The organism is Psychrobacter sp. HD31, assembly GCF_051097895.1.
Classification (GTDB): Bacteria; Pseudomonadota; Gammaproteobacteria; order Pseudomonadales; family Moraxellaceae; genus Psychrobacter.
This window is the reverse complement of sequence record NZ_CP142525.1, coordinates 16271-38259: the sequence shown is the minus strand read 5'-3', so window position 1 is coordinate 38259 and position 21989 is coordinate 16271. Positions and strand designations below refer to the sequence as shown.

At 40.4% G+C, this 21989-nt stretch carries 18 protein-coding genes; 1 reads left to right on the top strand and 17 read right to left on the bottom strand.

From position 1 onward, the window contains the following. Positions 1-220: 220 nt before the first annotated feature. The 17 genes from VH441_RS00170 to VH441_RS00090 all read right to left on the bottom strand — a co-directional run bounded on the left by VH441_RS00170 (position 221) and on the right by VH441_RS00090 (position 19774). On the bottom strand, positions 221-1417 hold the full coding sequence (locus VH441_RS00170) for an enoyl-CoA hydratase/isomerase family protein (protein WP_434353482.1): 1197 nt from the start codon (positions 1415-1417) through the stop codon (positions 221-223). A gap of 31 nt (positions 1418-1448) precedes the next feature. Further along, on the bottom strand, positions 1449-1586 hold the full coding sequence (locus tag VH441_RS00165) for a CDI toxin immunity protein (RefSeq protein ID WP_434354399.1): 138 nt from the start codon (positions 1584-1586) through the stop codon (positions 1449-1451). Positions 1587-1839: 253 nt separating this feature from the next. Next, positions 1840-2319, bottom strand: coding sequence for a hypothetical protein (locus tag VH441_RS00160; protein WP_434353481.1), 480 nt, complete (start codon positions 2317-2319; stop codon positions 1840-1842). Positions 2320-2325: 6 nt separating this feature from the next. Continuing rightward, positions 2326-3105, bottom strand: a complete 780-nt coding sequence (locus VH441_RS00155) for an enoyl-CoA hydratase (protein ID WP_434353480.1) — start codon at positions 3103-3105, stop codon at positions 2326-2328. A gap of 91 nt (positions 3106-3196) precedes the next feature. Next, complete coding sequence (locus VH441_RS00150; RefSeq protein ID WP_434353479.1) at positions 3197-3595, bottom strand: VOC family protein; 399 nt, start codon at positions 3593-3595, stop codon at positions 3197-3199. A 354-nt stretch (positions 3596-3949) separates the two neighbouring features. Continuing rightward, entirely contained in the window at positions 3950-5116 is a 1167-nt protein-coding gene (locus tag VH441_RS00145; protein ID WP_434353478.1) for an acyl-CoA dehydrogenase family protein, read from the bottom strand. A gap of 155 nt (positions 5117-5271) precedes the next feature. Continuing rightward, positions 5272-5664, bottom strand: coding sequence for an endonuclease domain-containing protein (locus VH441_RS00140; RefSeq protein ID WP_434353477.1), 393 nt, complete (start codon positions 5662-5664; stop codon positions 5272-5274). Between the two features lie 484 nt (positions 5665-6148). After that, positions 6149-7645, bottom strand: a complete 1497-nt coding sequence (locus VH441_RS00135) for a CoA-acylating methylmalonate-semialdehyde dehydrogenase (RefSeq protein ID WP_434353476.1) — start codon at positions 7643-7645, stop codon at positions 6149-6151. A gap of 119 nt (positions 7646-7764) precedes the next feature. Continuing rightward, positions 7765-9750 carry a propionate--CoA ligase gene (locus VH441_RS00130; protein WP_434353475.1) on the bottom strand — a complete coding sequence of 662 codons (1986 nt, stop codon included), beginning with the start codon at positions 9748-9750 and terminating at the stop codon, positions 7765-7767. Between the two features lie 260 nt (positions 9751-10010). Next, positions 10011-10772, bottom strand: coding sequence for an SDR family NAD(P)-dependent oxidoreductase (locus VH441_RS00125; RefSeq protein WP_434353474.1), 762 nt, complete (start codon positions 10770-10772; stop codon positions 10011-10013). A 98-nt stretch (positions 10773-10870) separates the two neighbouring features. Further along, on the bottom strand, positions 10871-12514 hold the full coding sequence (locus VH441_RS00120; protein WP_434353473.1) for an AMP-binding protein: 1644 nt from the start codon (positions 12512-12514) through the stop codon (positions 10871-10873). 69 nt (positions 12515-12583) lie between these two features. Further along, on the bottom strand, positions 12584-13876 hold the full coding sequence (locus tag VH441_RS00115) for a TRAP transporter large permease (protein WP_434353472.1): 1293 nt from the start codon (positions 13874-13876) through the stop codon (positions 12584-12586). Continuing rightward, positions 13876-14400 carry a TRAP transporter small permease gene (locus VH441_RS00110; RefSeq protein WP_434353471.1) on the bottom strand — a complete coding sequence of 175 codons (525 nt, stop codon included), beginning with the start codon at positions 14398-14400 and terminating at the stop codon, positions 13876-13878. The genes VH441_RS00115 and VH441_RS00110 overlap by 1 nt, the downstream gene beginning before the upstream one ends. A gap of 177 nt (positions 14401-14577) precedes the next feature. Next, the gene (locus VH441_RS00105) at positions 14578-15660 is read right to left on the bottom strand and encodes a TRAP transporter substrate-binding protein (RefSeq protein WP_434353470.1); all 1083 of its coding nucleotides are present in this window, start codon (positions 15658-15660) and stop codon (positions 14578-14580) included. A gap of 353 nt (positions 15661-16013) precedes the next feature. After that, complete coding sequence (locus VH441_RS00100; RefSeq protein ID WP_434353469.1) at positions 16014-16640, bottom strand: class I SAM-dependent DNA methyltransferase; 627 nt, start codon at positions 16638-16640, stop codon at positions 16014-16016. Positions 16641-16717: 77 nt separating this feature from the next. Then, positions 16718-18061, bottom strand: a complete 1344-nt coding sequence (locus tag VH441_RS00095; protein WP_434353468.1) for a SulP family inorganic anion transporter — start codon at positions 18059-18061, stop codon at positions 16718-16720. A 324-nt stretch (positions 18062-18385) separates the two neighbouring features. Beyond that, positions 18386-19774, bottom strand: a complete 1389-nt coding sequence (locus tag VH441_RS00090; RefSeq protein ID WP_434353467.1) for an ABC1 kinase family protein — start codon at positions 19772-19774, stop codon at positions 18386-18388. 326 nt (positions 19775-20100) lie between these two features. On the opposite strand from VH441_RS00090, the gene VH441_RS00085 reads away from it, so the two are divergent. Beyond that, positions 20101-21921 (top strand): autotransporter domain-containing protein, encoded by a 1821-nt coding sequence (locus tag VH441_RS00085; protein ID WP_434353466.1) that lies wholly within the window; start codon positions 20101-20103, stop codon positions 21919-21921. The last annotated feature ends 68 nt before the right edge of the window (positions 21922-21989 follow it).

The following is a 21989-nucleotide window of genomic DNA, read 5'->3' as shown; positions in this document are numbered from 1 at the left end:
GGTGTCGAGTTATGAAACTCAAATTATGCAATGAGAGCGGTTTAGCCCTGACAGTAGCGGTTATCCTTGTGAAGCTGATGGTGATGTGGTCTGTGGTTGAGGATGGTCGCTCAAAGTCTGGAACGCACTCAGGCACATAGAACACACGCTATCAGCAAGCAAGATAATAGCGGATGGCAGGTTTCCGCTCCAAAAACTCAATAACTGTTTAAAAAACGGTTTAAATGTTCACCAAGTCTGCTGATTTGCTACCATTATCTAACCAGTTTTCAAAGGGATGCTTCCCTTCATCATAGGGTGAGTTAAAGTGCGAGTCGATATAGGAACGCCCTTCTTTACCACCACATTCGGCAAGAGTTTTACTCCATTTTGGGGTGCGGTCTTTGTCGATAAGCAAGGCTCGCACACCTTCTCTAAAGTCTGGGTTGTTGGCACAATGCAGTGATAGGTTCATTTCCATATATAGGATTTGCTCAAGTGACAGTTTTTTGGCTCGTTTAAATGCCTCAAAAGTCAATCCAGCAGTCACAGGGCAACCATGCTGATAGGTGCTGATGGCTCGGCTCATCCATTTGTCATCTTTGTATTTTTCGGCTAATTCGGCATTTTGTAAGACTTGGTCAATGGCATGAATGTCACCTGCGTTGACAATGGCTTGTAGGGCTTGCCAGTGGTTGATAAGGTTGCTTTCGGCAAGTTGCTCAGTATGGTGGACGGTGGCGAGGGCTTGGCTGGCGGTGTCATGTAAGTCAGCACTGTTTGCCCAATCGGCACTACTCAAGGCGTGTACCATGTCATCATATTGCTCACTGGTAACAGCAAACTCAGCCATGTTGCCAATTAAGGCATCTGCTCCATTGCAGTTAGCACCTGTTAATCCCAGGAATAGCCCAAGCTTGGCAGGGAAGCGTTGTAGCAACCAACTGCCTGTGGCATCTGGGTAGAGTCCGATGGTGATTTCTGGCATGGCAAAACGGGTGGTTTCGGTAACCACTCTGTGGCTACACATTGCCATTAATCCCATGCCACCGCCCATGACGATGCCGTTCGCCCATAGGACAATGGGTTTGTTATAGAAGTGCATTTGGCGGAATAGGCTGTATTCGCTGGAGAAGAACTCTTCGGCGTAAGGGTTGGGCATGGGTGGATTATCCAGCATGCTTTCATACAGTTTGCGGATATTGCCTCCTGCGCAGAATGCTTTGTCACCACTGCCTTTAAGCAGAATGGCAACAATGTTATCGTCATTTTGCCAGTTGCTGAGTTGCTTGCTTATCATCTGACACATGTCGACACTCAGGGCATTCAGAGCCTTTGGGTCGTTGAGTGTCAGTGTGCCGATGGCATGACCGCTAGCGGTGGCGATGGTGTCTATAAGTATGGGTTGTGATTGGTTGGTTTCGGTTGATTCCTTCATCGTTATTTCCTTGTTAAATTAAATTCGAACTTTAATTTGTTGTAATTTTTAAACTGCCAAATGTGTTTTCAATCACATTGTTTGTCTCAGGAATAAATATCCAAGTGTCAAAACTCACTGTTGTTATATCATCAAATACAGTTATGACGTGGCTTAATTTGCTTTGAATAACTGCTAAAGAGGAGTCATTCCATATAATAAAGCAGTTTTTAGATATTGAGTAACTTTAGATTGATAAGATATCAGAAATTGTATTAATAGTTTGATATTTCTGGATATTATTCCAATCAATTTTGCCACTTCCAGTCAATAAAAATGGGAATGAACTTTCAAATTTATCAACGATAAGTTTACTTTCTTCATCTGATAAGACTACGTGTCAGTATTTAGAGCATCTACCGCTTCATCGAATAGCGTTTTTATCAAATTCCCCAATGGAATAAACACAAACTGTCATCTTTTTCCACGTCTACACAAAGTTGAATTAGCTCTGATAATGTTTCTAAAATTTCAGCTTTGATTGCTTTAATTTTGTCATATTTACCACTATTTTCTTCACCGACAACTTCTGTCCAACTACCAGTTATAATAAACTCATCTGGTGCTAGGCTAAACATACTATACCAAGCTTCAATAACACGTTTAAACTGCGTCACTTGATTAGGTAGAAATAGAGTAAGACCATAGTAGCATAAGCTCTGATGGGGTATATGCTCTTCCGGCTTTTTTCTAGGATTAGTAGTTTCTATCCACTTCATCGAATCTGCAAAATACAAGATAAAATCATCATGAATACCAACCACTGGGGATACAACACTTGCATCCCTTAGTAAGTTGACATTCTCTAAGATTTTTTGAATATCAGCTTGTTTGGCTGTTGTAAACTCATGAATCAATGCCATATGATGCTAAACCTTCCACTCAGCAGGTCGTTTTTCTAAAAACGCATTCACGCCTTCCATTTGGTTTTCGCCGTCCCATAGTTTGATAAAGTCTTCACGCTCATTGATTAGATTATAGCGTGGTGGATTGGTGCGTGCCGATTGGATGAGGTTTTTACTTGAAGCGATGGCATCGGGTGATTGCTTGGCGACCTTTTCGGCAAGTGCGAGGGCATTTTCTAGCCCTTTGCCTTTTTCTACCACTTCTTCGACCAGCCCAATTTGTAAGGCTTTATCTGCCTTGATACGCTCACCACATAAAATCATGCGTTTTGCCCAGCCTTCACCGACTAACCAAGGTAAGTTTTGTGTACCGCCAGCACAAGGAAGCAAGCCAACTGACAGTTCTGGCAGTGCCATTTGGGCGTGGTCTTCGGCAATGCGAATGTCACAGGCTAGGGCAAACTCAAGTCCGCCTCCCATCGCATAACCATTGATACAGGCAATAGAAACACCACGGAAGTTTGATAGTGCTTCAAAGGCTTCGCCAAAGGCAATCGCCATATCGGTGGCTGGTGCTTTGTCTGTACTGGCAAAGCTATTTAGGTCTGCCCCTGCACTAAAGAACTTTTCGCCATCACCATGAATAACTAGGGCTTGCACGCTTTTATTGGCGTTTAAGTCTGCCACAAGTTGTTTGAGTGATTTTAGGCTGTCGAGTGTCCATGTGTGTGCTGGTGGATTGTTTAAAGTGAGGTTAGCGATATGTCCGTTTATTGATAGGTCTAGGTTGGTGTAGTCCGTCATGTTGTTTTCCTTTTGGTTTGATTAATGTTATTTTATTGGTGCGTTAATACTCAGTTCAACTCTTTAAAAACATAATTTATTGTAGAAATATTTAAGCCAAATTTAATTGCCAAGACACCCCAAATTGGTCTAGTACCCAAGCAAATTTTTGACTAAATCCATAGTTGTCTAATGGCATTGTAACAGTGCCATTTTCAGAAAGTTTCGAGAATAAAGTAGCTATTTCAGCTTCATTATCACATTCTAGGTAATTTGAAACAGCTGGGCTAAAATCCCAATTATGTATCGCTGGGCTATCACTACACATAAAGATAGTGCCATTAATCTCAAAGGTGGCTTGCATGATTTTACCTTCTGCAACAGGTGCATTTTCACCCCATCTGTTCACATTAATGATATGAGCGTTTGCAAATACCTCAACATAAAAGTTCATAGCGTTTTCAGCATTTCCATCTTGGAAAGTCAAAGATGTGATGATTTGGTTTTTCATAAATATCCCTATTATAAGATGTTAGTTTTAGAGTGCTTTTTAAGCACCTTTAAAAAATCCTACCTCAAACAGCCAAACACATTCAAAAAAATACGAGGTGTTGAACTTAGCCCTGATTGAAGCGGAAAATTACAAATTTTCCCTTGCGTCGGGGCGAAGCAGTGCTTCGCTATTTCCCTCCTCACCTTGTGTGACCGATGGCTATTGCGAACATGGCTAAGGGTGATTGCTCAAAGTCTGAAACGCACTTAGCCATAGAGAGCAACGCCATCGGGTAGCAAGATACAAGCGAAAAGCAGGTTTCCGCTTCAAAATATTTAAAATTGTTAGCTTAAGATGGGTAAAGCCCACGCCTTACTGCATTCTTTTTAAAGTATCCATATCCATCATTTTACGAGAGACGATGAGTCGCATCACTTCATTGGTGCCTTCAAGGATTTGGTGGACACGCAAGTCACGCACATGGCGTTCGAGTGGGTATTCTTGCAGATAGCCATAACCACCGTGCAGCTGTAGGGCTTCATTCGCCACTTTAAAGCTGAGGTCGGTCGCTAATCGTTTTGCCATTGCACAATAGCTACTGGCGTCTGGACTGCCTGTGTCTAGGTGGTATGCTGCCAGTCTGACCATTTGCCGTGCGGCAGTGAGTTCGGTTAGCATATCGGCAAGTTTGAACTGCACGTTTTGGAATTTATCCAGTGTACGTCCAAACTGGCTACGTTCCTGTACATATTGTACGGCACGTTCCAGAGCGGCTTGAGCCGTCCCCACTGCACAAGTGGCGATGTTGATACGCCCACCGTCTAAGCCCTTCATGGCAAAGGTAAAGCCTTGTCCTTCTTCGCCCAGTAAGTTTTTGGCAGGTACTTTCACGTCTTTAAAATGTACGGCGGCAGTGGGTTGGTTTTTCCAGCCCATTTTATGTTCATTTTTGCCATAGGTGATGCCTTCTGCTTTGGCGTCGACAACAAATGCAGAAATGCCTTTTGCGCCGTCTTCACCTGTGCGAGCCATGACCACCAGTACGTCGGTCGCTCCAGCACCAGAGATAAACATTTTTTGCCCCGTGAGCAAGTAGTGTTTGCCATCGTCTGATTTCACCGCTTTGGTGGTCAGTGAGCCTGCGTCTGAGCCTGCATTTGGTTCCGTTAGGCAATAACTGCCAAGCTTATCACCTGTCATCATGTCTGGAATCCACGCTTCGGCAACTTCTGGTTTGGCAAATTCACCAATCATCCAAGCGACCATGTTGTGAATGGTCATAAAGGCAGCTGCTGAGGTGTCACCGTAGGCAAGCTTTTCAAAGATGATGGAGGAATCTAAGCGTGATAAGCCCATACCACCAACTTCTTCGTTGGTGTATAAGCCGAGGAAACCAAGTTCACCTGCTTCTTTAAACATCTCGACTGGGAAGTGAGCCGTTTTGTCCCATTCATCTGCAAAGGGTGCCATTGATTTGCTGGCGAAGTTGCTGGCAAGTTCAGCAAAGGCTTGCTGGTCTTCGTTTAGAGAAAAATTCATTGGGGTATCCTTGTGTTGTGGGTTTAAATGGTTTACATTTTTTATCTTTAGTAAGTAAGATAGTCAATCTTTGTTTTTAAAAACTGAACAACGCAAAATACGGGGTGCCAGTTCCTCCACTTTTCAAGGGGAGGTTAGGAGGGGTTTTTGTTAGCTTATTCATTAAGCTGAATTTGCTGTTCTAACAGTTTTCTGCTAATAACTGCTCTTATTGCCTGACAAACGCCCATTATATTTTGAGTTACATCTTTATTTGTAAATCTGATGACTTCTATATTTAGTGAGTTGATAAATTCTGTTCTAAGTTCATCATATTGTTTTGCTTCATCATTAAAATGACTTTCACCATCTATTTCGATAGCCAGTTTAATTTCTGGTGAGAAGAAATCTACAATGTATTCATCAATTCCAGATTGTCTTCTAAATTTTACGCCAAGTTGTTTTCCTTTCAGATATTGCCATAATATTTGTTCTGGACTGGTGGCGTTGTTTCTTAGTTGTTTGCGTTTTGATTTTTGGTCTTTTTTATTAAAGACTTTGTCAATCATTTTGGTTTTCCTGTTTTTTTGGGAGGTTTCTTGAGGCTGGCTAGTTTTGTTTCTAACCAACTTCGTCAACCCCTCCTAGCCTCCCCTTGAAAAGTGGAGGAACGTCCGCTCGAAAGTCTAGCTTTGTTGTTGACAACTAAACTTGTTAAAGTATGGGGTACAGTTTTCCACTTTCTTTAAGAGTTAGAAAGGGTTTATGATGTAGTCATTAAAAGACTGCGTATCTGTTCGGGTACCACCACTGGTACCAAATTTAATAAAACCTCACCACCTCATTAAAAATCTCCACGAAAATCCCTAATGACATGATAAGACTGAATCCGTGCGACTTAACCTATCAAGTCGCACAAGTTTATTTTATAAAATATCTATATCAAATCCAAAAATTAATATACCGAGGAAAAGAAGCGAAAATATACATGAAGTACCTTGAGCAACTTTGACCCCTCATAATATAGGGTAGATTAAGTTTTTGGGTAAAATATTACATCGAAATCGTGGTATTTACTTTACCCTTACTCGCTTCATCATCAAACCAACGAGCCGTGACCGTCTTGGTTTGCGTATAGAATTGAACCGCTTGTTTACCATAAGGTCCTAAATCACCCAGCTTACTGGCACGAGAGCCAGAGAATGAGAACATTGGTAGAGGTACTGGAATTGGCAAGTTAATGCCTACTTGACCAACATCAATATCCGACTGGAATTTATGAGCGGCTGCCCCAGATTGAGTAAAGATGGCCGTACCATTGCCGTTTGGATTGGCATTAACCAGCTCAATCGCATCATCCAAGCTATCGACATACATGATACATAACACAGGACCAAAGATTTCTTGTGTATAGCAGGTCATCTCTTTGGTGACATTATTTAAAATAGTAGGACCAACGAAGTTACCATTTTCTGAGCCTTCAACCACCACACCACGACCGTCTAGCAATAGCTCAGCCCCTTCGTCCACGCCTTGTTGAATCAGTTTTTCACAGCGTTCCTTCGCTTTTTGTGAAATCAATGGACCTAAGTCTTTGTCATCTTTACCAGCAGCAACCACTAAGCTTGCTGCCTTGGTTTTAATATCTTCTACCCAGTCTTTTGCTTGACCAACCAGCACAACCACAGACAGCGCCATACAACGCTGTCCTGCCGCACCGAATGCTGCCCCAGCTAACTGGTTTAGAGTTTGTTCTTTATTGGCGTCAGGTAGAATGACCGCATGGTTTTTTGCTCCCATCATGCACTGCACACGCTTGCCAGCGGCATTTGAACGGTTATAAACATGCGTACCAACTGCCGTCGAACCAACAAACGACACTGCCTTAATATCAGGGTGGTCACAAATCGCATCGACCGTTGGCTTACCGCCGTGTACCACATTCAGTACGCCTTCTGGCACACCTGCTTCAATGGCAAGCTCAATCAAACGCATGGTCACCATTGGATTCTGCTCAGAGGGCTTCAAGACAAAAGTATTACCAGTGGCAATCGCCATTGGGTACATCCAGAGTGGAATCATCGCAGGGAAGTTAAACGGCGTAATACCAGCACAAACGCCCAGCGGTTGCCAAATGCTATAAGTATCGACGCCCGTTGCCACATTTTCAACAAAATCACCCTGTTGTAAATTGCCAATCCCTGCTGCATGCTCCACCACTTGCAAGCCACGGAATACATCGCCCCTAGCATCGGCAATGGTTTTGCCTTGTTCTTCGGTCAACATCTCAGCCAATTCATCCATATGTTCATTAATCAGCTGTTGATACTTTAAGAAAATCCCTGCACGTTTAGTGACAGCGGTTTTACGCCACGTTTTAAATGCCTCTTTGGCACACGCCACCGCTTCATTAATTTCGTCTTGGGTGGTTTGGGGTACTTTGGCAATCAGCTCTTGGTTGGCTGGGTTGGTTAGGTCAATCCACTCGCTGGTGTTGGACTCGACAAACTGACCATTGATAAGCTGTTTGACTGTTTTTACATCTGACATAAGTTACATTCCTTGTCTTATGGATTAAAGGTGTGTTTATCACCATGCTAATAATTGTTTATTAAAAGCTGAACCCTTGGCTCAGCTTTATTTAATTTTTACCATAAACAATAGCTAAATTAGTAATCTTCCATCGCCTGCTTAACCGCATCAATGGCTGTTGGATCATCAATGGTTGAAATATCACCCACATCACGACCTTCAGCTAGAGCACGGATAGAACGGCGTAAAATTTTACCTGAACGAGTTTTAGGAAGGTGTGTTGGGAAATACACTGCAGCGGGCCGAGCCAATGCACCTAAACTTTTAACGACTTCTCCAATGATTTCTTGCTCTAATCGGAATCGAGATTCCGTTTCTTCAACCATATCATGGTCTCTAATCACCACATAGGCAACCGGTAGCTCACCTTTAAGATCATCGTGAGTACCGACAACTGCAGACTCTGCAACCTGTTTGTGTTGGCTAATTGCTTCTTCGATTTCTTTGGTGCCTAATCGGTGACCCGCAACGTTAATAACATCATCGGTACGACCTAAAATAAAGTAATAGCCATCTTCATCCATCACCGCATAATCTGAGGTTGAATATTTTTGACCATCAAATAGGTTGTAATAACTACTGATATAACGTTCGTCGTCTCCCCAAACTGTCGTGAGTGTACCTGGTGGAAGCGGTGCCTGAATTACGAGCATGCCCTTTTCATTTGGCTCACAAACCTCGCCCGTTTCTTCGTTAACTACCTTGGTATCATAGCCATACATTGGGTAACCAGGAGAACCTTTTTTGTGTGGCAAGCTATCAAACTTCGGCGTATGGCTCAAAATTGGCCAACCTGTTTCGGTCTGCCAGTAATGGTCTAAAATTGGGATACCAAGATGTGCCGTTAACCAATCAGCCGTTGGTTCATCCAGTGGTTCACCCGCTAAGAAAAACGCTTTTAAACTGCTGGTGTCATAACGTGTTAGCCAGCTTTCATCTTGTTTTTTAAGCATACGCACGCCTGTTGGCGCTGTGAATAAAATGTTGACGTTGTTTGCTTCAATAATGCGCCACCAAATACCTGGGTTTGGTAAGTGTGGCAAACCTTCATACATAATGTTGGTCATACCCGATAGCAGAGGACCATACACACAGTAAGAGTGCCCAACAACCCAACCGATATCAGAAATCGCCCAAAAAGTATCGCCTGCTTTACCGTTATAAATGTAATCAAGCGATGTTGTTAACGCCACCGCATGACCACCGACATCTCGTTGTACTCCTTTTGGCGTACCCGTTGTACCTGAGGTGTATAATACGTATGATGGCTCATTAGATTCTAGCCACTCGCAATCTACCAAGTCGGCATTAGTTGGGTTGTTATCAACAATTTCTTCACGCTCTGAAGCATAATCAACATCCCAAGGGTTAGGCTCATAAGCAAGAATGCCGCGATCAACTACCACAACTTTTTCTGGCTTAACTTTCGCCTCTTCAACAGCTTTATTAACCAAATTTTTGTAATTAATTAACTTACCACCACGCAACGCGGCATCCACAGTAACAATGGCTTTTGCCTCGGCATCATCCATACGCACTGCAAGGTTATGGGCAGCAAACCCACCAAATACCACAGAATGCACTGCCCCAATACGAGCACAAGCCAGCATGGCATAAGCTGCCTCTAAAATCATTGGCATATAAATAACCACACGGTCGCCTTTACCTATGCCATTATTTTTAAGTACTTGCGCAAAGTAGTTTACTTCTTTAAATAAACGGTTATAGGTTAAGCGACGCTTTGCGTAGTCGGTATAAAACTCAACACCACCACCTAGCTTGCGGATTGCTTTTGGTATGTTTGGATAGTTTTCAATAATTTCAGAATTTATTTCAGTCGATACCCAAACAAAAGCATCTTGCTCTGGGCGAGTAGTTAAATGACGGTCAACCGCGTTATAGCAAAGATTGGTCTTACCACCAACAAACCATTTAGTATGTGGTGATTTACTATCATCTAAAATTTGCTCAGGTTGCTGGTGCCAATATATACGTTTAGACTGCTCAGCCCAAAAAGTTTCCTTATCTTTTAATGACTGTTGATAAACTAATGAATATTCCATAATAGATTCCTTGTCTTACATTCCTTTATTCAAGCAAATAGTCTTTAACTATTTACTCATTGACTAATCCTTCATTTTTAAAAAAAATTAACAACCGTCAGGTGTGTTGCACACACCAAGTTATATCATAAGCTTTACAACCCCTATTTTTAATTAACGTCTTTAACCACACTAACTGAGCATCCGATTACTGAGTTTGCTTACTTTGAGCATGTATAATTTTGGCAAACACATCATGCCCATTCAGTATATTTTTATCATCATGCCATACGTATGGCACCATCAACACGTATCGTTTCGCCATTGAGATACGAGTTATCGATGATATGAGCACATAACTTGGCAAACTCTTCTGGTGCACCAAGACGTTTAGGATAAGGGACAGATTGCTCAAGAGCATGACGAGCTTCGTCAGGTATTTTTGACATCATGGGGGTACCAAATACACCTGGAGCAATGGTCATGACACGAATACCATAACGAGCCAACTCACGAGCCAGCGGTAAGTTTAAGCCCACAACTCCAGATTTTGAAGCCGAATAACTGCCCTGCCCTACTTGTCCATCAAAGGCTGCAATAGAAGCGGTATTAATGATGATGCCTTTATCTTCTTCATCAGTTTGTTGTTTAACAATTTGAGCAGCAACCAAGCGTGCCACATTAAATGTTCCCACAAGGTTAATCTCTATCCCTTTGCTAAATTTGGCTAAATCAGCTGGGTTGCCTTCACGATCCAACAGCTTTTGCACAACAACAATGCCCGCACAATTAATAGATCCATTTAAACTATTAAACTTAGTAACACCAGCCTCAATAGCTGCTTGTACTGCCTCTTCTGAAGTCACGTCACATTTGGCAAATATTGTATTATTGCTCAATTCACTCGCCAGTTTATGCCCAGCTTCTTCATTTAAGTCTGCAATAATGGCATTTGCGCCTTGCGCTACTAAATAACGGACGGTTGCTTCACCAAGACCAGAAGCACCACCCGTGACCAAAAAAGTTTTATTCTTAATTTGCATACATCCCTCTATATTTCACAATAGATTAATTTTGAGTGCGGTTAAAATATGCTTGTAAAACCGCACTCAACTTTTATTTACATTTAAAAAAATCTGTTTTAATGCGCCACACTCATGTTACGCAGCATAAAACGTTGTACCTTACCGCTTGGTGTTTTAGGTAATGCCTCGACAAACTCAACAATACGAGGATAACAGTGGGCAGAAAGACGATCATGTACAATACCTTTGATTTCTTTTTCTAGCTTTTCACTCGCCTCATATCCATCTTTTAGTACAACAAACGCTTTAATAATATGACCACGCAACTCTTCAGGGATACCCACAGCCGCAGACTCTGCAATGGCTTCATGCTCCATCATCACATTTTCTACATCGGTAGGACCAACTCGGTAACCAGCAGTAATAATAATGTCATCATCTCGACCAGAAAACCAATATGTACCATCGTCATGTTTCTCAACGATATCGCCTGTTAGGTAATAGTCACCGTGGAATGGGTTTTTTTCATTCCATGTATAGCCAGTAAAATAAAATGCTGGTGATTTACTCACAACCACAGCTAACTGACCAGGTTCACCTACAGGTACTTCGTTAAAGTCATCATCTAAAACAATCAATTCATGCCCGGGCATTGGCATCCCCATAGAGCCTACAGGTGTTGGGTGCTCTAAAGAATGGTGAGCACAGCAAGTCATACCCGTTTCAGTTTGACCATATTGATCCATCACTGGGCAACCCAAGTTATAATTCACCCAGTTAACAACCTCGGTATTTAAAGTTTCACCTGCTGAGTTTGCACGTTTTAAAGCGCTTAACTCCTGTGCTTTACCATCAAATACCCCGCTTGATTTCATCATTCGATAAGCCGTTGGTGCAGAAGCTAAGTTACTAATTTTGTGTGCTTTCATAAACGCTAAGGTTTGCTCCGCAGAAAATGCATGCTCATTAAAGTGCGTGGTTGCACCTAACAGCAATGGTCCTGTAATTGCATAATACAAGCCGTACGCCCAGCCTGGATCTGCCATATTCCAATAGTTATCATCTTCACGCAGACCAATGGCATCATGCATATAAATATAAAATGCAGTTAACGCATTAAGCGGAACCGATACCCCTTTTGATTTACCAACCGTACCAGACGTAAACATTTGTAAAAACGGCGAATCACCCTTTAGCATTACGGTATCAAAGTCTGATGGTTGTCTTGCAAAAGCAGCGTCAAAATGTACATCTTCGTGTTGTTTGGCTTCTTGTTCTGAGCCAACCACCACCATTTTTGGTAGGTTACTAATTTCATTAAACTTTTCACGGTTTTCAGCATTGGTGAATACTACCTTGGTATCCGCTTTATCTAAGCGATATTCAATTGCCTCTACGCCAAAAGCTGTAAATAATGGCTGATATACCCCACCAATTCTCCAAGTACCCAAAATTACCGCCAGTAATGTTGGATTACGAGGCAACATTGTAGACACTCTATCGCCAGCTTTAACGCCCAACTCGGTCAGTAAATTTGCCATTTTTCCACTCATTTCATCAAGCTGAGCATAAGTGTATTTGCTGGTAACCTCATTTGTATCTTCATGCACTAATGCCGTTTTATTGGCTTTATCTGATTGAGCATGGCGACCACAACATTCGATGTAAGCGTTTATACCGCCTTCTCGACTGCCATTTAAAATTTCTGACTCTAACTTTTGCAAATCAAACTGTTCTATATGTTCTTGATAAGAAATCATAATATTATCCTTAATGTTATTCCTTCCAAATCCAAATTTGATATTAGGTATTGCGAATCCTTTTTAGAGCTATCTACCTAATAAACCCAATGACAATATCGGGAATGCAACTAAAATCACCAACCTCAATAAGTCAGAAACAATAAATGGGGCAACCCCTTTAAACATCTCAGAAAGTTTAATGTGTGGTGCCATTGCTTTAATAACAAAAATGTTCATCCCCATTGGTGGCGTAATTAACCCAAGTTCTACCGTTAATACGGCAATGATGCCAAACCACACTGGGTCGTATCCAAGTTGTAAAATAATTGGGAACACAACGGGAATGGTGATTACCAACATTGCCAAGGCATCCATAAATAACCCTAAAACAAAGTACATAGCTAAAATGCACATTAAAACAACTATTGGGGCAACAGCCCAACTACTAATGGTAGATGCTAAAGTATATGAAAGTTGAGAAACAGCAATGAACTTGCCTAAGGCCTCGGCACCCAACAACATAAAAAATACAACAGCCGAAAGTGCAAGCGCCTCAACTAAAGACTGACTAAGCATTTTAAAGCCCATACCTTTAAATGCTGCATAAACCCAAGAAGCAAATGCACCAACTGCCGCGCCTTCTGTTGGCGTAAATAAACCAAAAAAGATACCAGCAATAATAATGATAAAGATTACTGTAAATGGGATTAAGCCCGTTAATGCCAAAAACTTTTCTTTAAAGCTGGTTGGTTGTCCGCCTTCTGCTAGGTGTGGTTTCCAGCGTACCATAATCAGCACAGTCAATGAGTACATAATCATACCCAAAATACCTGGTATAAAACCGGCAATAAACATATCACCAACTGACTGCTCTGTTAAAATGGCATAAACCAGCAATGCAATACTTGGCGGGATCATAATACCCAAAGTGCCACCTGCGGCAAGTACACCACAAGCAAACCCAGGTTTATAGCCATACTTTTCCATTTCTGGTAACGCAACACGAGTCATAGTAGAAGCTGTCGCTAAAGAAGAACCAGAAATTGAAGCAAAAATGCCTGATGACCCAATCCCTGCCACTGCCAAACCGCCTCTAACACCACCATAAATTGTGCGGGTGGCATCAAATAGCTTGGTTGCCATGCCCGAATGTGCTGCAAATACGCCCATCAAAATAAATAAGGGAATTGCACTGAAGTCATATTTAGCCAAAACCTCAACAGGCAAGTCTTTAAGCGTTTGCAAGCCTGCTGCTGGTGTTGTAATAACTGTAAAACCAAATACGCCAACTAGCAGCATTGCAAGTGACACAGGTACTCGTGATACCACAAGTACAATCATGATGGCTAAACCAATAGCACCGATAATCTCTGGACTCATTAGCCTGCCTCCTCTGCATTGTGGAATTCACCAGTACGAAAAATGTTAAGTGACTCAATAAATGAACGAATCATTAATAGGAAGCACAAAAATGCACCAAATCCATAGATTGGTGTCATAGAAATTCTTAAATCTTGAGTGACATTACCGTATTCGATTGAATCATGCATTAACTCGTGTAAACCAAGTACAAATACAAATGAAACTACCGCAAATACCATCATAAAAACACCCATTAAAAGGGCTTTTATTTTATGTGGCATTTTTTGAGTGAATACATCTACAATAATTTGAGAACGCTCTACAAAGGCGACAAAGGCAGCCAAAAGTGCGAATAGCATCAAATAAGATACCAATTCAACACTGCCCTTAACCGTAAAGCTTGACGCTCCTTGAGTAATTTTGAATAAATAACGAGTGACAACATCGGTTAGCGTAACCATAATGATACACACAAGGCTTAAACTACCAATGACCTGACATACCCTTGAAATAAACTCGCTAAGTCGGGATAACGCATCCATGTTAACTCCGAAGTTAGTAAAAAGAAAAGAAAGTAAAATTTAATTGTTTGCAACATAAAACTTACCCATATTTTTTAAATACAGGTAAGTGGTTATTTTATTTTAAGAATTGCTAGAACTTAGCATTAAGAAGCCCTGTTAATAGTAGTTATTTAAAAGAAGCCCTGTTAATAGTAGTTATTTAACTTTACAAGCTTCACTCGCCGCTTTTGCTGCTTCATATACAGCATTGGCATCCTTACCAGTTGCTGCTACGTCAGTTAGGTATTTTTCAGTACCTTTTTTAAGTGGCTCTGCCCAATCTGGGTCGTTTAATGGATCAGGAATTTCGGCAACGTTATGACCTTCAGCTTTAACTTTATCAATCACCGCTTTATCGTGCTTATCAAATACCTTACCAACTTGCATTGCTAAATCCATACCCGAGTTATCGTCTAGTACCTTTTTAAGGTCATCTGGTAAGCTATCGTACTTAGCTTTGTTCATCGTAACCATCAAACCAGAGCTATAAAATGGAATATTCGTGTGGTTTTTGGCAACTTCATTAATACGGAATGTTTCAGTCGCTTCCCATGGGAAGCTTAAGCCATCCATAACGCCTTTTTGCAAGGAGGTATATACTTCACCCGCTGGCATACCCACTGGTTGCGCACCCATACTTTCAATTAAGTCACCAGCAACCGCTGAAGGACGGCGAATACGTAGCCCTTTCATATCTTCTGGTTTTTCAATTAATTTATCCGTTGTGTGCAAAGTACCAGGACCAGCACCATACATAAATAGTAAGTGAGAATCTTCATATTCACTTGCAATTGTGCCGTTGTCATATAAGGTTTGCATCATACAACCCATTTGGCTGGCTGAGCTTGATAAACCTGGCAGTTCTGTAATTTGGGTGAGGGGGAATCGACCATTGGTATAGCCTTGTGCTTGCGAGCCAATATCTACCATACCTTTAACAGCTGCATCATAAGTTGCTTGTGGCTTACTTAACTGTGCAGATGGGTAGATTTCGACAACCAAACGACCACCTGATTCTTCTTGAATTTTTTTAGCCCATGGCTCAAATACTTCTTTTTGGATAGAAGAAGTTGCAGGCCAAAAGTGAGAGAAACGCAACTTAACCGCATCTGCAGCAGCTTCAGCTTTAGCGTCACCTGAAGTTGCTGGTTTTTCACTACCACCACAAGCGGTAATGCTTAATGCCATAGCCACAGAAACAGCCATTGTAGAGAGGTTTTTCAATGATAAAACAGACATAATCAATTCCTTTTGATAGATTTATGCGCAAACGCATCCTAAGCGGGCACCTAAAGATTTTAGACCCCGAAAAATACCACCATCCATATGTGGATATTTAGATAAAAAAATAACAATGAATACTAAGTATGTCAATAGCTTTTTAAAAAGCCCGAAAAAAAAGAAATAAGATATATAAATATAATTTATTTATATTTTAAGTTATTCTTTACAAAAAAGTAGTTTATTTTTATATAATTTATTGATAAATATAATAAATTTTAAACCAACAAAAAAGAGGTGATATTAAACACACCTCTTAAAACCATATAAAATTTTATGTTTTTAAACAAATACTTAATTTAAAAAATGCATTAAATATGAGCAACAAATAAAAAGACACTATAACCAACACCATTTTTTTTAAACTCATTAGCCGTGTGTATTTGTGTGTCTTTAAACCCTGTCGCTAAAGCAACTTCATTTAAATAATCTCTTTCAAAACCAAAATGATGCACCCCCGTGTCTTCAGTATGGAAATCACCTGCTTCGGTATCTAAATCAGCAATCGCAATAAAACCATTTGGCTTAATCAATTGTTTTAATCGAGAAAAAATAGCAGGAATATCCTTAATGTGATGAAGGGTCATTGAAGATATAATCCCATCAAACAACGCATTAAAACCCAAGTCGGCGTCTATCGGTTGGGTTAAATCCGCCTTAACAATGTTCAAGGTACAATCATGTTCATTCAACAATACTTGTTGTTTTTTGCTTAGCTCCCCTATCATCGCATCAGACACATCGACAGCGGTAATTTGCGCAACATATGGTGCAATGCCTTCTAACAACAACCCAGTACCTGCGCCAAAGTCAATAAGATGCATGTTTTTATTGAAGCTAATATTTTTAAGCATACTATCCACAATAGCATCAACATTAGCAACACGCTTGCTATCTTTATCGTAAGTTGATGCCTTTTTTATAAAAAAATCACCCAAAATTTGTCATCCTTCTTTAATCAATTAAAAAACCCATTTACTCCTAAACCATTACACTACGCATCATTTTATAAAGGTTAGTCTTCAACAATACCATACAAGTCAGGTAATACATTATTACTAAACTTTTGAATCAGATAAAATAAAACTGTGGCACCAATCGCAGCTGCACTTAAGTTATAAAATATCGTTACCAACACAGTCAACACTATTAATGGCAAATCAAAAAAAGAGAACGCTGTCGGTTGTTTGGTCAGCTTTTTATACACAGCTTTAACGATAGTCCAGTCAAAAACATCATAGCCCACTTTAAACAAGATGCCAACAAAAACCGCCTGTGGAATCAGACTAATCCAGTCTAAAAATACAAACAGTTCGATAATGACAAATATCCCAACCAACACACCAGCCAAGCGAGAAGTTGCCCCTTCTTTTAAAATTAAAACCGAACGTATGGTTGCTTGAGCACCTGGCAAACCGCCAAACATCACCGCTATTGCATTTGCCACACCTTGGGCGGCTAATTCTCGGTTACGTTTCGTCTTTTCTCGGCTCATTTTATCCATCACCAAGGCTGTCATTAACGTATCTAAATAACAAAGTAGTGATAGCTCAAACGCAAGTGGCAAACTAAACCAAAACAAATTCCATGAAAACTCACTGGGTATTTGTGAGCCAACCCACTCTACAATAGAACCAGAAAAAAGAGTGGCATCAATATCAATGGTTGCTATTGGCAACCCAAGCCAATGTACCAAAAGTGTGCAAAAAATAATGGCAAACAAAGTCATTGGGAAAAACGGCATAATTGCCCACACCACTCGGTAAATATGCCGTTGCTTGATGCGCGGCAAACCAAAAATGATTGCCAACGTTAATATCGCAACCCCTGTATTAAGTGCTTGAGTTTTACCAAATGTCCAAGTGCCATCCAATAAAAATAATTGTTTAATCTGCGCAATCCAAATCAACATGGCAATACCTGACATAAATCCAGAAATTACCGTATGTGGGATAAACCGAATTAAATTGCCTGTACGCAATATCGCTGCTATCAGCAAAATCAAACTACTTAATATGACCGTAAAGTTAAAAACTTGATCAATTGTCATGCCTGCCAGTTTATCAGCAGATAATTGTGTTGCTGCAAAAAATACAGCAACAGAAACTGCTGACATAGGGGCGGTTGGTCCTGAACATTGGATACGAGTCCCACCAAGTAGCGAGGTAATACAAGCAATAATGCCGGCTGCCAGCATACCTGACAATGCCCCACGCCCTGACATCACTCCAAAAGAAGCACCCAAACTAATTGCAACAAAACTAACAACTAAAGCTGCCAGCATATTTTGATATAAATTATGTAAAAAGCTTTGATTAATAAATGACTCAAACTTTATATTAGGTGGCAAGCTGCTCATTAGTCATTCCTTAATTATTGCAACAATAACTTGATTTAGCAGGTAGGCGATTGTAGGAGAATTTGAAACAAGCCAATTAAACAAACCAATAAAGCCGACATAATTAGACAAGCATTTAAAGTGTGTAAAAATGCCATCACATCAAAATGGTTAAAAAACTTTTCGCCCTGTATCATCACCCATTTAATGTAAGCCAATTTATTGGCTTATTCAAGCCTTTGTTATAGCTAGTTAAGTCAAAAAAGTAAAATGTTTATCTTTGCTTAAACCGTAAGCTTTTTTATTGGTATTACCTTATACAAAAAAATGAGTTTATAGTTTATTTTATTGAACCATATCAATCGCCTCACTATGGAATACATCCATACCTGGTGCCAGCACTTGCACAAATCTATCAAAATATAGCATTTGTTTAATAAGCAGTACAAAATCTCTGGGAAACTGTATCCCATGTTTTTTTGCAACTTCCATCAGCTCAAGTAACAGTTGGTTAATCTCGTCCATTGGCTGTTGCATGTTTTTAATGCTGCTCTTAAGGTTAGTAGGGTCTATTTGACTCATACTCTCATTAAGTTGAATTTGGATTTGCTCTTGATTCTGCTTAACCATATTGATTACAGATTCAATATCCAAAGTTAATTGCTCTTTATTAACTTTATGACGCACCTTAGTCATGCCCACTTCTATCATCGCATCCGCTATCTGCGCATAATCTTCAGCTTGTATGGCGTTCATTAACGCAAACACGGCTTGCCAAGATTCGGGTTTAATATGCCCTACAATACCAAAGTCAATAAAAGCAACTTGCCCATTTTTAAGTAACATCAGATTGCCAGCATGTAAGTCGGCATGAAAACTTTTTGCCCCAGTGATACTTGCAAACCAAGTATTTAACGTGCTTGCCATCACTTGAGCTGGGTCGTCACAATACTCTGCCATGGCATCAATATCTACCATAGAAACCCCATCAAGATGCGTCATCGTAAGCACCCGTTTGGTAGTTAGTTCTTTAATAACCATGGGGGCAGTCACGCTGTCAATATAACTGTTGTGCAAAAACTCATGAAAATCAGCAATATTTTGTGCTTCACTAATAAAGTTTGTTTCCGCCGTCATTTGAGCGCGTATTTCATCAATAATTGGGGCAATACTGGCAATTTTTATGCTAGGTAAAATGGTTTCTAATACTCGGCTAATGCCATGCAACATGCCTAAATCTGTTTCGATGATGGTTTTAACATCTGGTTTTTGCACTTTTAATACCACTTTTCTGCCGTCATGTAACACTGCTGCATGTACTTGCGCAATCGAAGCAGAGGCAATTGGCTCAAGGTCAATATGCTTAAAAATGGCAGTTAATGGCTGGTTTTTAGTAAGCTCTTGCGTTAGCACTTGTTCAATATAGCTATAGGGTAATGGCGTCGTTTGGTCTAAACATCCTTGAAACTCTTGTACATATTCTTTAGGGAATACAGAAGGCATACTCGCAATAAATTGTCCTATTTTAATATAGGTAGTCCCCATCTCTTCAAAAGACTCACGCAGCATTTTGGGATTGGGCTTTTCTCCTTTTGCAATACGTATGGCTGATTTACCTGCAACTTTTGCCGTTTTACCCACTCTATTGGCAGCATTAAGGGGTGTTTTAAATTGTTTTTTTAATTGATTGCTTAAATTAACAAGCCGATTAGAAAAGTTGTTAGACTGCTTCATGATTTATTTAAATTACCTACACTTTAACCTTTTTAGTTGATTTTATACATTGCGACACAAAACCTGAATAGCACCATATCATGCCATTTAAGCTGTTTCAATGTTTTACATCGTTATTATGCTAGGCAACTACATTTATCATATCCGCTTAGTGATAGTGCCTTATTTTTATAGTTAGAAGGTAAGTTTTAAAACCTAAACATATTAGCTAACAGTAACGATAAATCAAATATCTATATAGCTTGCTACCTTGTGTTATTTTGCTAACTCCCCTACAATAAAATTACATGGAAAATAAGTTTGCTCAATTAATGCAAGGAGGCACAATGAGAAAATTTTACAAACAGTTCAAACCATCCATACTTACAACTGCTGTTATTTCTATTAGCTTGGCTCAAACGGTCAACGCGCAAGATTTTAACAATACCGTTTTTTTTGGAGACAGTTTATCTGACAGTGGCTACTTCACCAACTTTACACCCTACTTGGGGAAGTTCACAACCAACCCAGACAAAGTATGGACGGAAATTGTAGCCGAAGCCTATGGCACTAAAGCCATTGCCAATACGCCGGCAGTTGGTAAAGAAGGCAACAACTATGCCGCAGGTGGTGCGTTATCTAGCAAAGATTTAGTCAAACACCCGTCGCTGGGCTTGCCCGTCCCCTCTGCAAAAACACAGGTCGCAACCTACTTAAACAGTAATACACCTGATGACAATACGCTTTATAGTGTTTGGGCTGGGGCAAATGACTTTTTAGGTGTTGCCAATGACCCAAGTAATGCGCCCACCGTTGTTGCCACCGCCGCTAAGGATACTGCAAAAACCGTTCAAACTTTAGCCGATGCAGGTGCAAAATATATTCTAGTACCAAATTTACCAGATGTTGGTAAATCTCCCTTTGGTCTTGCAAGTGGTAACTCTGATGGTGCAACACAATTGGCAGATTATCACAATAGCACCTTATACAGCGCGCTAGATGCTGGCTCCGCCAATGTCATTCCTTTGGATACTTTTACAGTTTTACAGCAGATTGTTGCCAATCCAACAGTTTATGGGATTGAAAACACCAACATGCCCGTTTGTGTAACACCAAGCTCTATTGTCTGTACACAAAATACGTTAAATCCAAGCTTAGACCCAAAAACCTCAATATTTGCAGATGGCGTGCATCCAACGGGTAAAGTACATGAAATTTTAGCCAATTATGCGTTATCTGTTTTAAATGCCCCTGCTGGTTTTGCCGCAGTTAGTAATGTTGCCAAACAACAGGGTTTTACGCAAGATACACAATTACATCGTAGGATTGACCAACTAGAAATTGGTAAAAATAGCTTTTGGGCAGAAGGTGAATTGAACGATATCAAAGCAGACGACTACGAAAGTAGCTCGATGGACAAAAATGGTATTATCGGTAGTGGTTTGGCTTTTGGTAAAAAATCTCAAACAGGGATGTACTTACAACGCCAACAAGGTAATTATCAAGCTGGTGATAACGTAAACTTTGATTTAAAACAAACTGGCTTTGGTATTTATCACAAACACCATATTAAAGATTATCAATTAAACTTACACCTGGGTATTGATAAGCTTGATTATGATTGGGAACGTGAGTTTTTGCTTGGTACAGCATCAAACCTACATACTGCTGATGGTGCTGGACGTCGTGAGCACTTATCATTACAAATAGGTAAAGCGTTTAGCAACAACAAGCTTACCTATACGCCCTACATGAGTGCCTTGCTACAAAAAACTCGCATCAACTCGTTAGTGGAAGATAATGGTAATGACGCCACTGCAATGGTTTTTCAAACCAATGAGCAAGATAGTATGCTCGGATCACTTGGTGTTAAAGCAAACTATAACTTAAACAGCAAGTATGATTTGTACGGCAACCTACGTTATAGCCATGATTTTAAAAAAGATGAGCAAAACATAACCGCTAATTTAAAATCAGTTAACTCAACCTATACGCGTGGATTCGATTTGCCAGCAGCAGGCACGGATGCCAATAATATTGCTGTTTCGGTTGGAGTCAACGCAAGCCTAACCCCTGCAACCAATTTACAGCTAGGCGTTTCTGCCCAAGGCTCTGCAACAGACAACGTGCAAGCAGGTGCTTATTTTGGTGCTACATCACATTTTTAAAACCTTGCACTGTTAGTTAATGTGTAAGACTTAAAATGAACAAAAAAAAGGAGCAATTTAGCTCCTTT

Bases quoted from the DNA above. Each gene is read 5' to 3' on its own strand.
- VH441_RS00170 (WP_434353482.1), bottom strand. From the start codon at position 1,417: ATGAAGGAATCAACCGAAACCAACCAATCACAACCCATACTTATAGAC.
- VH441_RS00160 (WP_434353481.1), bottom strand. From the start codon at position 2,319: ATGGCATTGATTCATGAGTTTACAACAGCCAAACAAGCTGATATTCAA.
- VH441_RS00155 (WP_434353480.1), bottom strand. From the start codon at position 3,105: ATGACGGACTACACCAACCTAGACCTATCAATAAACGGACATATCGCT.
- VH441_RS00150 (WP_434353479.1), bottom strand. From the start codon at position 3,595: ATGAAAAACCAAATCATCACATCTTTGACTTTCCAAGATGGAAATGCT.
- VH441_RS00145 (WP_434353478.1), bottom strand. From the start codon at position 5,116: ATGAATTTTTCTCTAAACGAAGACCAGCAAGCCTTTGCTGAACTTGCC.
- VH441_RS00140 (WP_434353477.1), bottom strand. From the start codon at position 5,664: ATGATTGACAAAGTCTTTAATAAAAAAGACCAAAAATCAAAACGCAAA.
- VH441_RS00135 (WP_434353476.1), bottom strand. From the start codon at position 7,645: ATGTCAGATGTAAAAACAGTCAAACAGCTTATCAATGGTCAGTTTGTC.
- VH441_RS00130 (WP_434353475.1), bottom strand. From the start codon at position 9,750: ATGGAATATTCATTAGTTTATCAACAGTCATTAAAAGATAAGGAAACT.
- VH441_RS00125 (WP_434353474.1), bottom strand. From the start codon at position 10,772: ATGCAAATTAAGAATAAAACTTTTTTGGTCACGGGTGGTGCTTCTGGT.
- VH441_RS00120 (WP_434353473.1), bottom strand. From the start codon at position 12,514: ATGATTTCTTATCAAGAACATATAGAACAGTTTGATTTGCAAAAGTTA.
- VH441_RS00115 (WP_434353472.1), bottom strand. From the start codon at position 13,876: ATGAGTCCAGAGATTATCGGTGCTATTGGTTTAGCCATCATGATTGTA.
- VH441_RS00110 (WP_434353471.1), bottom strand. From the start codon at position 14,400: ATGGATGCGTTATCCCGACTTAGCGAGTTTATTTCAAGGGTATGTCAG.
- VH441_RS00105 (WP_434353470.1), bottom strand. From the start codon at position 15,660: ATGTCTGTTTTATCATTGAAAAACCTCTCTACAATGGCTGTTTCTGTG.
- VH441_RS00095 (WP_434353468.1), bottom strand. From the start codon at position 18,061: ATGAGCAGCTTGCCACCTAATATAAAGTTTGAGTCATTTATTAATCAA.
- VH441_RS00090 (WP_434353467.1), bottom strand. From the start codon at position 19,774: ATGAAGCAGTCTAACAACTTTTCTAATCGGCTTGTTAATTTAAGCAAT.
- VH441_RS00085 (WP_434353466.1), top strand. From the start codon at position 20,101: ATGAGAAAATTTTACAAACAGTTCAAACCATCCATACTTACAACTGCT.